Here is a 13,415-nt window from a genome sequence, read left to right on the forward strand (position 1 = left end):
TTTACAGAACAAAGTGCCTAGCTTAATCCGCTAGGCACTTTATTGGTTACTTTTTAATCGAAATGTTTGGCAAGCTAGCGCTGATGCCTGTAAAGTTGTCAGGATGTAAGCCTTCGATTTGGCCGCTGATTGCTTTTGCACTTTGACGATAGTGAATTAGAATAACAGGTGGATCATCATTTAATTCTTTGTAGAGATCATGGTAAATAACTTTACGTTTTTCAATATCTAACGTATTTAATCCCTTTTTAATTAACTCATCTACCTTTGGATTCGAATAGCCTGCCGCGTTATTTGCGTTACCTGTTGCAAACTCCTCAACCGGATCACTTGGATCTAAAATTTGTGACGTAGACACGGCAGCAAAGTCATAATCCTTCGTGCCTAATTTGGCAACAATCGCATTAAAGTCCATAATTTCCGGTTCAAATTTTATTCCGATATCCTGATAGTTTTCTTTTGCAATCGGGATGATTGGATCATCTGCTGTTCTCGTTAAGTAACGAATAACGAATTTTTTGCCATCCTTTTCACGAATGCCGTCGGAACCAACCTTCCAGCCTGCCTGATCAAGTAATTCTTTCGCTTTTTTAGCATTAAATTCATACTTGTTAATACCTTCATCATTATAAGCCCATGAAACTTTAGAAACTGGGACATTCGCAACAGTTCCATAGCCTTTAAATTTAACATCAACAATTTTTTGGCGGTCCAAACCATAAACCAAAGCTTGCCTTACTGCTTTATCCTTGAACTGTGGACGTGAATTGTTAACATAAATAAAACCATAATCATTAACCGGACCAACTTCAAGGTTCGCAAATCCTAAACTTTTCAATTGTTCTACTGTATCATCATCTGCAGAGAAACCGGCATAATCAAGTTCACCCGTTTCAAACAATTGAAGAGAAGTTGAGGTATCAATTACTTTAAAGATTAAATTCTTCATTTTTGGTGTACCAGCATAGTAATGTTCATTGGCAACATAACGAATTTCTTGGCCTGGCACATACTTAACAAATTTGTAAGGTCCAGCACCAAGCGGCTTCGGATAAAGTTCTTTTAGATAATCCAGTTTGCCAAATTGATAGTCTTTTCCGTAATAAGCTTTCGATAATACCTGTCCGCCTAAAATCAGAAGAGATTTTGCATTCACTTCTTCAGTTGTAATTTCAATTGTCTCTTTATCTACTACTTTAATTCCTTCAATTGATTTCACTTTACCTTCTTTATATTCCTTACCGCCTTTAATAGCAGTAAGCGAAATATCTTGTTCCCCAGCATAAGCCGGGTCATGTAATAACGTTAAGGTAAAGGCAACATCATCTGCTGTTAATGGCGAACCATCACTGAATTTCAAGCCTTTTCTCAAATGGAATGTATATGTAAGCAAATCACTAGAGACATCCCATTTTTCTGCTAAAATCCCCACAGGTTTCCCAGTAGGATCTAAGTTTACCAACGGCGCAAACATTGGGTCGGTTGCGTTTCCATCCCAGCCATTTTCATAGAAATACGGCAAAAATACTCCACCTGGTGCTGATATGCCCGCGATGAATGTATCTTTCCTTGCCTTTGTTTTATTTGGAAGTGCCTCTAAGTTTGTTGCTTTGTATTCTTTTACTTCAGTGCTCTTTGCACTAGAGCTTTCCGTGTTCCCTTTCTTGTCCGATGCCGATGAATCTTTTGTGCTTGAACTATCTAAAGCACAAGCAGATAGAATCATAGAAAGGATGATTACACTAAATAAACCTTTCAAACCCTTTTTCACTTTATTCCCCCCTGTTTACTTGGTTTTTAATTAAAATGTAAAACCAATCACTTGACCATCAGCAAATTTTTAAAAGCCGATAAATCCGATTGGTTTTGTTAACACAATTTAAAGATTACTTTTTTAAAACAAAATTGTCAATTATTATTTTACTATTTCATTTTAAATTGCTATTAATAGTTCATTATCTCTAGAAATTTAAAAATTAAAAATAGCACACTCGGATGAATGTACTATTTTTCTGAATTTTAGAATGGTTCTTTTATGTTATATTTCCGAAGAATTGTTTCGATTTTCATTCCCTTGCCAATATCTCCTTTGGCTTTTACCTTCCCTGTCAATAAAGCCATCGTGCCGCTTTGCTTACCTAATAGGAATTTTTTGAAGTTATCATACGATAATGCCATCGTTACGTTTGGAGTTGCTTCCACTCCTTCTTTAATCGTGAGCTTTCCATTATGGAAAAAATGCTGATAGGTTGCTTCTGCCTCACCGTGAATGTCATATTGAACAATTGCTTCGAATCCTTGAATGGGTCCCGGGTTTTCATTAAAAATTTCTTCAATTCTTACCATCAACTCTGTTAAAGAATAGTCATCAACTTTTTTTGCCACCTGCCAATTCCCCCTCGAAGGTAAAAATACCAAAATATTCCCTATATAACCATCATACTAAGACATACCCATGGCGACAATGGACATTTTTTGAACATTCACAGATAAGCGCAAGCGCCTTGCTCAGCCTCAGGCATAGCACAAGACGAGCCGGACGAAAGGTTGCTTTTTAACCTTTTGGCCGGATTGGCTTGTGACCTCGAGGGGCGCTGGAGCTGGACAATTCTCGAAGTCCAATGATATAAATTTTGATTATGAATTCTAATGACCGATATAACGTGCATCTGGAATCAATTCTTTCCATTCTTTATAAGATATGATTGTATCCCAGTGGCCGGTTATTTTTGCAATCCCGATAACCACGAAGAACAGAACGAAGAAGGCAACTGGAACGAACCATTTATTTACCTTTTTATGGGCCACCGTCATATTAAGTGTATCCTTCACTGGGCAGGCTTCCACACAGGACATACAGGCGGAACAATTAAGTGAATTTACTTTTTCAATCTTATGAACTTGTAATCTTTGCGGACAAACCTTTGTGCACATTTCGCAGTTTGTACAAGTGTCTTCATTCCGTTGTATTTTTGTAATTCGAAAGATGGAGCCAAGGCCAATCAATGCACCGTACGGGCAAAGGAACCGGCACCAAAAGTTTCTGAAGAATAACGAGAGAATAAAGACGACAATGACAAATTTCAACGTAAAGCCGCCAATATTAAGGAATAACAATAACATTTTTACGTCGGAAACCTTATTATACGGATCCACAAGAAAACTTTTCGCGCTGAAGGTATCCATTTGTATAACCATTGCCACAAAGAATAATAGCAGAACATATTTTATTGGCGTTAAAAACCACACTAGCCATTGCGGCATATCAAAATTCCTTCTAAAAATTTTCCTGCCGAGCCAGCCGATCAGTTCATTCGCCGTTCCAACAGGGCAAATCCAGCTGCAGAATGATTTCCGAAAAATGATACCAGCTCCGACAAAGAATGCCAGCAAGGTTAGCCCTGCCGGGTGAATCACATCAAAATCGCCACTTGTCAGCCAAACCTTCAGGGCAACCAATGCGCTGATGGGCAAAAAACCTTCCACTGCAGACGGCCTTTCAACAAAAGGGGTTTTTCCGAGTGTTTCAAAATGCTGATAAAATTGATAAAACTGCAGGCCTACATATAGTAAAAACAAAAGAAACAAGGCCTGAACAGTATACCTAGTGATTTGAACCGGCTTCCTTTTCAATTGTTTCCTGTACCACGCTTTTGACTTCATCACGATTCCTCCATTCTTCCTTACTTTTACTATAAAGAAGCAAAAAAACAGGGGATGTGATATAAATCATTGCAAAGATTCAATTCAACAAAATGTCATATTAGCGACTTAAATCTGTCATAAAATTTTTTATTATTGTCATAGCAGCGATGGAAACGATTACTGCATAATTTATCGAAAATTTGATGTTGCAAAACTATTTAAATATAATATAATTACTTAAATAGAATTTTTAAAAAAATCAAAATTAATGACGAGAAGAGTAGTTTGTTCATTTTGACTTTAGAGAGCCGGCGGTTGGTGAAAGGCGGTGTCAGGACACAAGTGAAAATCATCTCTGAGATGCAAGGCCGAAAATAGAAAAGCGGAAGCGACTTTTTTGTAACGTACCTTCGTTGCTGGGAGCATCCACTAGACATCTTAGTAAGCCTTTGCCGGACCGCCCGCCGTTAAGTTAGGGACACGTATGATTGTACGTTGAACGAGAGCCGCAATTGTTTTTTTGTTGCGGAAGTAGGGTGGTAACGCGAGCTAGCTCGTCCCTATCCATAGGGGCGGGCTTTTTGTATTGAAAGAAATTAGAAAAGGGAGCGAGAAGAATGAAAAAGAAGGATACGCTGTTTGTTGGTTTGATGTTATTTTCGATGTTTTTTGGAGCAGGGAACTTAATTTTTCCGCCGTTTTTAGGAATGGGTTCAGGGACTTCCTTTTGGCCGGCCATCACTGGATTTATCATTACCGCTGTCGGACTGCCATTACTTGTTCTAATGGCGACTGCACTGGTGAAGGACGGAGTTAACACACTTGGCAGCCGGGTTCATCCCTGGTTTGCCACTATTTTCACCATTGTTGTCTACTTATCAATCGGACCATTTCTCGCCATTCCCAGGAATGCGAATGTTGCTTTTGAAATGGGGATCAAACCTTTTCTAGGAACCATATCAGTTAGCGGCCAAGTGCCTTTAAGCAGTTTTTCAGTAGTGTTTTTCTTACTCGTCTATCTATTAAGCTTAAACCCATCTAAAGTGGTCGATTACATGGGGCGTTTTATTACCCCCGTTCTTTTATTATCAATCGTAATCTTGTGTGTAACAGGATTCCTTAATTTGAACCAACCGTTAAAAGCACCTACAGAAACCTATCAAACCGCTTCCTTGTTTAAAGGTTTTATCGATGGCTACTCGACAATGGATGCTCTTGCGGCACTTGCATTCGGGATTGTTATTATCACTGCCCTGAAACAAAAAGGAATTTCAGACAAAAAACAAGTAACTCTTTATACACTAAAGACAGGTGTTATCGCCGGGGGAGCTCTTGCATTGGTTTATATCGGGATTGGATTATTAGGGGCAAAGATGGCTGGTTACGGAACCTATGAAAACGGGACAGACGTGTTATCATCCGCTGCAACGATTCTCCTTGGATTCGGCGGGAAAATCCTGTTGGGCGTTATTTTTACCCTTGCCTGCTTTACTACTTGTGTCGGCTTGACGATTGCTTGCGGACAGTACTTTTCAAAAATTGCTTCGATATTAAGTTATCGGATGGTTGTCACACTTGTAACCGTTGTTAGCTTTTCGATTGCAACCCTTGGCTTGAACCAAATTCTTAAAGTATCAGTTCCATTCCTGGTAATGGCCTACCCGCTTACAATTGTACTTGTATCGCTCGCATTTTTACACCGTTTCTTCAGCGGTTCGCAAAAGGTTTATGCATGTGCAATGGCTCTAACAGGCATTGTCAGCTTGTATGATGGGTTGAAATTGTTTGGCTTAAAGTGGGGCTTGTTAGAATCATGGATGGACACTCTTCCGCTTGCTTCAGTCGGCTTAGGCTGGGTCGTGCCGGCGGTGGCTGGCGGCTTAGTGGGAATCTTCTGGGAGAAATTAAGCCGATTAACATCAAGCAGCAAAGCAGTAGAATTGAAAAAAGCTTCTTAATAAACAGCCAGTGGATCGACATCGCCACTGGCTGTTCCATTATTTCTCCGACGCAAAAATAATGTCATTCTGCTTTCTTGCCTCTTCTGTAATGCGCAGGACAATTTTGCTCCATTTTTTTAAGCGCTCGTATTCCTGAACATTTTTCGTTTCAATGATTTTTGCGATATTGATACACTCATAGACCATGTCTTGTTCTTCTTGCTCGACACTCAATATTTGACTTTCTTTTGTATGGCTATCTAAGAATTTTATACTCGAAATAGGTGCGGCATCCTCAAGAACGAAGGTTCCAGCCTCTCCATGAATTTCACATGGAAGTTCGGAATGAGATATCTTTGAACAAAGAATTGTACAGACAAATTCTTCATATTCCAGCACGAGTGTGCCGCTGCCATCCACACCGCTCGTTAAGACCACAGGATGGTAGGTAACCTTTTTTGGCTCTCCAAACAGGCAAACTGCTAAGTACAGAGGATAAACGCCTAAATCAACGAGTGCTCCTCCAGAGTAGTTGGCAGAGAAGATATTTGGCTCCTCTCCTTGTAAAAATAAATCATACCGGGAGGAATATTGGATATACGGGAGCAGTGCGCTTCGCAATTTGCCTGCTAAATGAAGCTTCTCCTTTAATATAGTGCAATTAGGCGTATGGATATTGCGAATCGCTTCAAATAAATAGACGCCATTCTCCTCCGCTGTCTGGTATGCCTCTGCTAATTCTGCAGTATTTGAAAAAATCGGCTTTTCGCAGATGACATGTTTTTTATTTTTCAAAAAGGTTAGTGCTTGTTCGAAATGAACAGAGTTGGGCGAAGCAATATAGACTGCCTCGAACTCCGTGCTTTTCGCCATTTTCTCTAAGTCCGTCCAAAAATATGGAGCGTTATATGTATTTGCAACTCGCTTTGCCTTCTCCTCTGTGCGGGAATAACCCCCGATTAGCTGCAGCTGTTTGCTTGCGATTGCTGCCTTAATAAAGCTTTCTGTAATCCAACTGGTTCCAACTGTGGCAAATTTAAGCATGGAACTTCCCCTTCCTATGATTTACTTATACTAATTTTAACGTTAATAAGCGGAATATGCTAACTTTAGGAGACCTTTAGAGATTGCCGCAATTCCGGTCGTATATTCCAATTAATATCCAGCGAATGTGGGTAAGTACCGGATTTTATGTCGTAAGAGGCCAGAATTATGTAGTAAGTGCCCGAAAATATGTCATAAGTCTCGGAGCAGCGGACAAATTCCCAATTAATATCCAGGTAATGTCGTAAATTCCGGATTTTATGTCATAAGAGGCCAGAATTATGTAGTAAGTGCCCGAAAATATGTCATAAGTTTCGGAGCGGCGGACAAATTCCCAATTAATATCCAGGTAATGTCGTAAATTCCGGATTTTATGTCGTAAGAGGTCGGAATTATGTAGTAATTACCCGAATTTATGTCGTAAGCCCAATAAAATAGGTAGTAAGTGGCAAATTAAAATCATAAGTCCCAAAAATAGGTTCTTCGCCCATTCTCCCTTGTATCCAACCACAAATTTTTCAAAAAAAATTCTCTCTTAAAGTTGTTTTTCCGTTGATTTGTTGGGTACAATGGAAAAATATCAATATTTATGGTATTTATAAGTAGTAGACATAACGAAAACGTAAGGGGCCGGCTTATGACTCGAGCCGATGACGCCCGGAGCTAGATAAATGAAAGAGGTTGAAAAGGGTGGACAATTACACATCAAATTTTATTAAAGATATTATGATAAAAGATTTGGAATCGGGAAAGCACGAAAAAATCGTGACGCGCTTTCCGCCAGAGCCAAATGGTTATTTACATATTGGCCACGCTAAATCAATTATCATCAACTTTGGTCTGGCAGATGAATTTAAGGGACAAACCAATTTACGCTTTGACGACACGAATCCATTAAAGGAAGACATCGAATATGTTAATTCAATTAAGGAAGATGTCAAATGGCTTGGATTCGAATGGGATAACTTATTATTTGCCTCCGATTATTTTGAAGAAATGTACAAAAGAGCTGTACTGTTAATTAATAAAGGACTTGCCTATGTTGATGATCTCTCGGCTGAAGAAATCCGAGAATACCGTGGCACGCTGACAGAGCCTGGCAAGAACAGCCCTTACCGCGAGCGTTCCATTGAGGAGAACCTTGATTTATTTACACGGATGCGGAGTGGTGAGTTCGAGAACGGTCAAAAGGTGCTCCGGGCAAAAATTGACATGTCCTCACCAAATATTAATTTGCGTGACCCTGTAATTTACCGAATTTCGCATGCGACACATCATAACACAGGTGATAAGTGGTGCATTTATCCGATGTATGCCTTTGCCCATCCGCTTGAAGATGCGATTGAAGGTGTCACACATTCCATCTGTACCATTGAATTCGAGGATCAGCGTCCCCTTTATAATTGGGTTGTGGAACAATGTGAGATGGAGAACACGCCGCAGCAAATTGAGTTTGGCCGCTTGAATGTGACGAATACAGTTATGAGTAAACGGAAGCTTAAGCAGCTCGTCGATGAAGGGTTCGTGGATGGCTGGGATGACCCGCGGATGCCGACGATTTCTGGGATGAGAAGAAAAGGATTTACCCCTGAATCGATTCGCACCTTTGTTAGCGAAACGGCTATTTCAAAGAATAACAGTATGGTTGATTCTCAAATGCTTGAACACTTTGTCCGTGAAGATTTGAAATTGAAAGCGCCGCGGACCATGGGTGTGATTAATCCCTTAAAAGTAGTCATTACGAATTATCCGGAAGGCCAAATTGAATTGCTGGATGCGGAAATCAATCCGGAAAACCCTGAAATGGGTTCACGTAAAATTCCGTTCTCGCGCGAAATCTATATCGAACAGGACGATTTCATGGAAGAACCGCCGAAGAAATATTTCCGTCTGTTCCCTGGAAATGAAGTCCGCCTAAAGAACGCCTATTTCATTAAATGCGAAGAGATTGTTAAGGATGCGAGCGGAAAAGTTGTCGAGTTACGCTGCACTTACGATCCAGAAACCAAGAGTGGCACTGGCTTCACAGGAAGAAAGGTAAAAGGAACGATTCATTGGGTAGAAGCAGCCCATGCCGTTCCAGCCGAATTCCGCTTATACGAACCGCTTATTTTGGACGAAGAAGAAGAAGCTAGTGACGAGGGGAAAACATTCCTTGATAACGTAAATCCCCATTCACTTGAAGTCTTACAGGGATTTGTCGAGCCAAACATGAAAGAAAGCCGTCCACAGGAAAAATTCCAATTCTTTAGACACGGTTATTTCAACGTCGATCCGAAAGATACTACAGTGGATAAGCTGGTCTTTAACAGAATCGTTTCCTTGAAGAGTTCATTTAAAATATAAAGAAAACTCGCCGATTGGCGAGCCATTAGGTGGTTCATGAGGCGTAGTTGCACTTATGCCCGATGGAGAGTTATACTTTCCCATCGGGTAAATGGAAGAGGGTGTCAGGCACTGTTAATTAGTGCCTGACACCCTCTCTTTTTTTAATCGTCTTCAGCTGTGGAAATCGGTATTTCTAAAATGATTTTCGTTCCCATTCCCGGGGATGAGTAGATAGAAAATCCTCCATTGACGGCACGGGCTCGTTCATCCATGCTGAACAAGCCGACTCCTGGAGTTTGTTTTCTGATGTCAAAGCCCCTTCCCTTATCTTCAATCATTACTCGTACGACATCATCCATTTCTCTTATTGTCACCATGGCCTCTGTAACAGCCGCATATTTGCGAGTATTCGTTAACGCCTCCTGAATAATCCGGTAAATGGTCAGTTCGATACTGATATCAAGGCGCTGGTTTAAAACGCAATCAAAGAATACATCGATATTGTAATGCTCTGAATAACGTGCTAAAAAGGAACGAATGGCTGGAACTAAACCAAGGTCATCCAAGACCGATGGCCGTAATTCCCATGAGATTTCACGAATCTCCTCGATTAATTGGGTTGCTTCTGTCTGCATCTGCTGCAGTAGCGGATGATCCATCTCTGAAAGCAAACGATTGATCGTTATTAAATGGCTATAAAGATTTTGACCAATACCATCATGGAGGTTACGTGACAAGCGCTTTCGTTCCTCTTCCTGCACACCGATGATGGAAGACATCATTTTTTGTAATTCCTGTTCGACACGCTTTCTCTCGGTTATTTCATAGCGGATGGCGAGATACTGATAAGGCTTCCCCTTTTCATTCAAAAACGGAACAATTGTTGTATCCATCCAATAGAACGATCCGTCCTTTGCCCTGTTGCGAATTTCACCCTTCCAAACCTGACCAGACCCAATTGTCCGCCACATTTCTTGAAAAAAATCCCTGGAATGATATCCAGAATTGACAATTCGATGATCGTGGCCCAACAGTTCTTCCTTTGAGTATTTGGAGATACGGCAAAATTGATCATTTACATATGTAATGATTCCTCGGGAATCTGTGATGGCGACAATCGAAGATTCATCAAGCGCAAACTTGATATCGACCAATTCTTGCATCGACTTTTTTAATTCTAGTTCAAGGTCTGCCAGCTCATTCAAAGGCTCGCGGATTTCCTTGTCCATTTCCATCCCCCCTGCCCCGAATAGTTATAAATGCTCTTTTAGTAACTGCTCCAACGCTTCGGCTGCATCTTTAACCTGATACTGAACATGCTCTGGAAAAGTAAAGCTTTCTCTTTTGCCAATAAGCAATACTCCTTTTGGAACAGCATTAAAAAATAAAGGAACCGCATAGGAGGAGACAAGTTTTTCAGCAAGCATAATCGGATAGTCAGTCACTTTTCCAAAAATATCATTTGGAAAATCGGCCAACATCATCGCACTTCCACTTGAAATAATTTTTCCAGCGATTCCTTTTCCGAAACGGACGGTAATTCTCTCATATTTATCATTTAAATTTCCGGCGGCATAATGCCACCTAACATCAGGGCCAACAGTATTTTGGATCGCAAGCCCAACAAAATCACAGCCTGCCTCCGCCATTAACCTGTCGCACACTTCAAGAACCGGTCGCAATTCCCTTATCTCTGACATCTCAGCTGATTCCCCTTAAATATCATAACCTAATAACCCCTTTTTAACGGCATATTCCACGAGCTCGGGCCGGGTTTTCATTTGTAATTTTTCCATCAAGTTGCCTTTATGGGTTTCGACTGTTTTCACACTGATGACAAGCTGCTCCGCAATTTCTTTGTTAGCGTAACCTTTTGCGATAAGGGTTAAAACTTCCTTTTCCCGTTCAGATAGTAGATTATACGTATCATTGCCATCCTGCTTCACACCCGCCATATATTCCTCCATTAAACGCTTCTGTGCAGAGGGATGAAGGTAGGCATCTCCAGCAGCAACCGATTCAATCGCAGACATTAATTCATCGTGCGGCGCGCTCTTTAATATACAGCCGGATGCCCCTCCTTGAATCGCCCGGAAGAGGTATTCCTCATCATCGTGCATGGTTAGAATCAAAATATTAATCTCAGGCATCAGTTTTTTCAATTCTGTTGTCGCCGACAAGCCATCTTTACCATGGGGCATACTTAAATCCATCACCACGACATTTGGTTTTAGTTTTAACGCCTTCTTGATGCCCTCATTTCCTTCCGAAGCTTCCCCGATTACTTCTATTTCAGGGTTTGTGTTTAACAACATTTTCAATCCACTTCTCACAACAGCATGATCATCAACCAAGAGGATTTTTATCATTCTTAACTCTCCTTTAATCCTTTAACGGCAGGGATAGTTCAATAGATGTTCCTTCCCCTATTTTAGAGGATATCGTGCACTGTCCGCCAGTTAGAAGCATTCTTTCCTGCATTGCGGCAAGACCTGATGATTGAATGCTGTCTTCCTGTTCATCCGGTTGAAATCCTTTACCATAATCATTAATGGTGATTTTCAGTTCGTCCTCTGTCCAAATAAAGTTTATTTTCACATTCGATGTGTCAGCATATTTCACTATATTCGTCAGTGCCTCTTGACAAACCCGAAACACCGCAATCCTGCTATTTTCCGGGAGCCACTTTTCCGTGCCGGCAGATTCTAAATCAACAAGAATTCCAAATGTCGAAGTATACAGCTTAATATAGCTTTTCATGGCCGGCAGTAAACCAAGAGTTGTTAGGACAGGAGGATACAATTCTACAGAGAGCAGCCTAATTTCTTGAATGGTTTTTTCGATTAACTGCGACATTTCACGGAGATGATTTTTCAGTTGCGGCTCTTGTGAACCGGATTCAATAAATTGTAAACCAGTTAAAATACTATAAAGGTTTTGACCGACACCCTCATGAAGTTCGATGGAAATCCGCTTAATTTCTTCTTCCTGTGACTGGATAATGTAAGAGCTAATCTGCTGGTTTGATTTTGCCTCCATTTACGACTCTCCTTTAAAGTAAAATCGCCGACTGGCAAGCCCGTTTGGGCGGTTCATGAGTCGGAGTTGCACATATGCCTGGTTGGAAAGTTTTACTTTCCTATCGGCTAAAAAAAAGCCAGGTTCTTAATTAAAAGACCTGAACTTTTTTTACTGTATAAGTTAAGCCGCTTTCAGGGTCGAAAGCTGACCATTGTTCATCTGATTCACTTACGCGACTGGAAAGCGGTACGGCAAGGAAATAAAAATCGTCAAAATAGAAACGTATATGGGTGCTGTCAGGACATAGCTGCACCTTTTTCACTGTTTTCCTCACGGCGGGTGCCTGGTCCCCGCCCTCGGCATCATGTATCACAATTTCCACGGTTCCGCCAACAAAACGTTTCACATCTTCTACCTTAATGAGTTCCACAACTATTGCATCCTTTCACGACAGGATAGATAAACATTTTGTAGCCTTGTAGATACTCCCAAAACTTCTCATCTGCATGGTCTTCAAGAAACTGAATTGTTTCTTCTTCAGAACTCCAATCGCTCATTCCCTTAACTTCTGCAACAACCATTTCAGCCCCATCAAGTGATTTCTCTTCAAGAAACCAGTTCAAGCTTTTTTTGGCAAAAGTGCTTTTTAACAATTCATCGATTTCCGCTGTGAAACCGCCTGATGCAGGACGGACAAAACATAAATCAATATAGGTCTCACTAGTCATGGACATTCACGCCTTTTTTATAAATAAGGAGGGCGACTGGAAATAATATCACGTTGATGACCGCTGCAATGATGGTATTTGTATAGTTTTCATAAAAATATTGATGGACCATATATTGCGTGAAAATAATGTTTAACATTAACACAGCTAGAAGGAGGGCGACCGGCAGGTAACTACGCTTCATAACGTTTCACCCCCACGGCATAAACCGCACCGTTTTCTACTTTTACATGAATCTCCGGAAGCGGACGTCTTGGCGGCCCCGCAGTCGGTTCGCCGGAATTGACATCAAATTTCCCATGATGACAAGGGCAAATCATTTCCCCTTCATCCTTTTTCCAAAAAACCGGGCAGCGCAGATGTGTACAGGCATTTTGATAGGCCACGTATTTATTTTCTGAAAGCCGGATTAATATTGCGCTATCGTGCTCGCCTGGAAAAGAAAAATCTACAGCATCACCGATTGGTAAAGCACTAACATCAGTGATTTTCTGTTTCGGATATTTCTTGTCTCCAAGTCCGGTTAATTCTTTTGCTGCAAGCACTCCCCATGGCAGGGAGGAAACAGCGAACACACCTGCTGCCCCCACTAATGTTTTCATAAACCCGCGGCGGTCCAGTTTTCGTTCATTATTGCGGTTGATATTATGCGTATAGTTATCTTCATTGAACGGGATTTTATTATTTTTATCGCTCATGTTAATCCCCC

The 13,415-nt window shown here is 40.9% G+C and carries 14 protein-coding genes and 1 other annotated feature; of the genes, 2 read left to right on the forward strand and 12 right to left on the reverse strand.

The features are described from left to right. Positions 1–46: 46 nt before the first annotated feature. The 3 genes from AA980_RS24435 to AA980_RS24445 form a co-directional block, all read right to left on the reverse strand. The gene (locus tag AA980_RS24435) at positions 47–1,726 is read right to left on the reverse strand and encodes an ABC transporter substrate-binding protein (RefSeq protein WP_047772057.1); all 1,680 of its coding nucleotides are present in this window, start codon (positions 1,724–1,726) and stop codon (positions 47–49) included. A gap of 293 nt (positions 1,727–2,019) precedes the next feature. Then, a complete protein-coding gene (locus AA980_RS24440) occupies positions 2,020–2,385 on the reverse strand; it encodes an SCP2 sterol-binding domain-containing protein (protein ID WP_024026519.1) in 366 nt (121 codons plus the stop codon). Positions 2,386–2,646: 261 nt separating this feature from the next. After that, complete coding sequence (locus AA980_RS24445; RefSeq protein WP_024026518.1) at positions 2,647–3,663, reverse strand: 4Fe-4S binding protein; 1,017 nt, start codon at positions 3,661–3,663, stop codon at positions 2,647–2,649. Between the two features lie 241 nt (positions 3,664–3,904). Further along, positions 3,905–4,210: a binding site (T-box leader), on the forward strand. A gap of 52 nt (positions 4,211–4,262) precedes the next feature. On the opposite strand from AA980_RS24445, the gene brnQ reads away from it, so the two are divergent. Then, complete coding sequence (gene brnQ / locus AA980_RS24450) at positions 4,263–5,603, forward strand: branched-chain amino acid transport system II carrier protein (RefSeq protein WP_024026517.1); 1,341 nt, start codon at positions 4,263–4,265, stop codon at positions 5,601–5,603. Between the two features lie 39 nt (positions 5,604–5,642). On the opposite strand, the gene AA980_RS24455 is transcribed toward brnQ, so the two are convergent. Beyond that, a complete protein-coding gene (locus tag AA980_RS24455; RefSeq protein WP_024026516.1) occupies positions 5,643–6,629 on the reverse strand; it encodes a Gfo/Idh/MocA family protein in 987 nt (328 codons plus the stop codon). Positions 6,630–7,319: 690 nt separating this feature from the next. Between AA980_RS24455 and AA980_RS24460 the strand changes: the two genes are divergently transcribed. Next, positions 7,320–8,975, forward strand: a complete 1,656-nt coding sequence (locus tag AA980_RS24460; protein ID WP_024026515.1) for a glutamine--tRNA ligase/YqeY domain fusion protein — start codon at positions 7,320–7,322, stop codon at positions 8,973–8,975. A gap of 143 nt (positions 8,976–9,118) precedes the next feature. On the opposite strand, the gene AA980_RS24465 is transcribed toward AA980_RS24460, so the two are convergent. The 8 genes from AA980_RS24465 to AA980_RS24500 all read right to left on the reverse strand — a co-directional run bounded on the left by AA980_RS24465 (position 9,119) and on the right by AA980_RS24500 (position 13,404). Continuing rightward, complete coding sequence (locus AA980_RS24465; protein WP_024026514.1) at positions 9,119–10,186, reverse strand: PAS domain-containing sensor histidine kinase; 1,068 nt, start codon at positions 10,184–10,186, stop codon at positions 9,119–9,121. A 24-nt stretch (positions 10,187–10,210) separates the two neighbouring features. Next, positions 10,211–10,657, reverse strand: coding sequence for a GAF domain-containing protein (locus AA980_RS24470; protein ID WP_024026513.1), 447 nt, complete (start codon positions 10,655–10,657; stop codon positions 10,211–10,213). 15 nt (positions 10,658–10,672) lie between these two features. Continuing rightward, complete coding sequence (locus tag AA980_RS24475; RefSeq protein ID WP_024026512.1) at positions 10,673–11,326, reverse strand: response regulator; 654 nt, start codon at positions 11,324–11,326, stop codon at positions 10,673–10,675. Positions 11,327–11,339: 13 nt separating this feature from the next. After that, the gene (locus AA980_RS24480; RefSeq protein ID WP_024026511.1) at positions 11,340–11,996 is read right to left on the reverse strand and encodes a sensor histidine kinase; all 657 of its coding nucleotides are present in this window, start codon (positions 11,994–11,996) and stop codon (positions 11,340–11,342) included. Positions 11,997–12,126: 130 nt separating this feature from the next. After that, positions 12,127–12,408, reverse strand: a complete 282-nt coding sequence (locus AA980_RS24485; protein WP_024026510.1) for a hypothetical protein — start codon at positions 12,406–12,408, stop codon at positions 12,127–12,129. After that, a complete protein-coding gene (locus AA980_RS24490) occupies positions 12,395–12,706 on the reverse strand; it encodes a hypothetical protein (RefSeq protein WP_024026509.1) in 312 nt (103 codons plus the stop codon). Before AA980_RS24490 ends, AA980_RS24485 begins: the two co-directional genes overlap by 14 nt. Next, a complete protein-coding gene (locus AA980_RS24495; protein WP_024026508.1) occupies positions 12,699–12,890 on the reverse strand; it encodes a hypothetical protein in 192 nt (63 codons plus the stop codon). Before AA980_RS24495 ends, AA980_RS24490 begins: the two co-directional genes overlap by 8 nt. Then, the gene (locus tag AA980_RS24500) at positions 12,880–13,404 is read right to left on the reverse strand and encodes a QcrA and Rieske domain-containing protein (protein WP_024026507.1); all 525 of its coding nucleotides are present in this window, start codon (positions 13,402–13,404) and stop codon (positions 12,880–12,882) included. The genes AA980_RS24495 and AA980_RS24500 overlap by 11 nt, the downstream gene beginning before the upstream one ends. Positions 13,405–13,415 lie beyond the last annotated feature (11 nt).

The organism is Neobacillus vireti (assembly GCF_001026695.1).
Lineage (GTDB): Bacteria > Bacillota > Bacilli > Bacillales > Cytobacillaceae > Neobacillus > Neobacillus vireti.

What these genes read in the sequence shown, in the direction of transcription:
- AA980_RS24465 (WP_024026514.1), bottom strand. Translation starts at nt 10,186, where the DNA reads ATGGACAAGGAAATCCGCGAGCCTTTGAATGAGCTGGCAGACCTTGAA.
- brnQ (WP_024026517.1), top strand. Translation starts at nt 4,263, where the DNA reads ATGAAAAAGAAGGATACGCTGTTTGTTGGTTTGATGTTATTTTCGATG.
- AA980_RS24495 (WP_024026508.1), bottom strand. Translation starts at nt 12,890, where the DNA reads ATGAAGCGTAGTTACCTGCCGGTCGCCCTCCTTCTAGCTGTGTTAATG.
- AA980_RS24435 (WP_047772057.1), bottom strand. Translation starts at nt 1,726, where the DNA reads ATGATTCTATCTGCTTGTGCTTTAGATAGTTCAAGCACAAAAGATTCA.
- AA980_RS24455 (WP_024026516.1), bottom strand. Translation starts at nt 6,629, where the DNA reads ATGCTTAAATTTGCCACAGTTGGAACCAGTTGGATTACAGAAAGCTTT.
- AA980_RS24480 (WP_024026511.1), bottom strand. Translation starts at nt 11,996, where the DNA reads ATGGAGGCAAAATCAAACCAGCAGATTAGCTCTTACATTATCCAGTCA.
- AA980_RS24475 (WP_024026512.1), bottom strand. Translation starts at nt 11,326, where the DNA reads ATGATAAAAATCCTCTTGGTTGATGATCATGCTGTTGTGAGAAGTGGA.
- AA980_RS24445 (WP_024026518.1), bottom strand. Translation starts at nt 3,663, where the DNA reads ATGAAGTCAAAAGCGTGGTACAGGAAACAATTGAAAAGGAAGCCGGTT.
- AA980_RS24490 (WP_024026509.1), bottom strand. Translation starts at nt 12,706, where the DNA reads ATGACTAGTGAGACCTATATTGATTTATGTTTTGTCCGTCCTGCATCA.
- AA980_RS24500 (WP_024026507.1), bottom strand. Translation starts at nt 13,404, where the DNA reads ATGAGCGATAAAAATAATAAAATCCCGTTCAATGAAGATAACTATACG.
- AA980_RS24470 (WP_024026513.1), bottom strand. Translation starts at nt 10,657, where the DNA reads ATGTCAGAGATAAGGGAATTGCGACCGGTTCTTGAAGTGTGCGACAGG.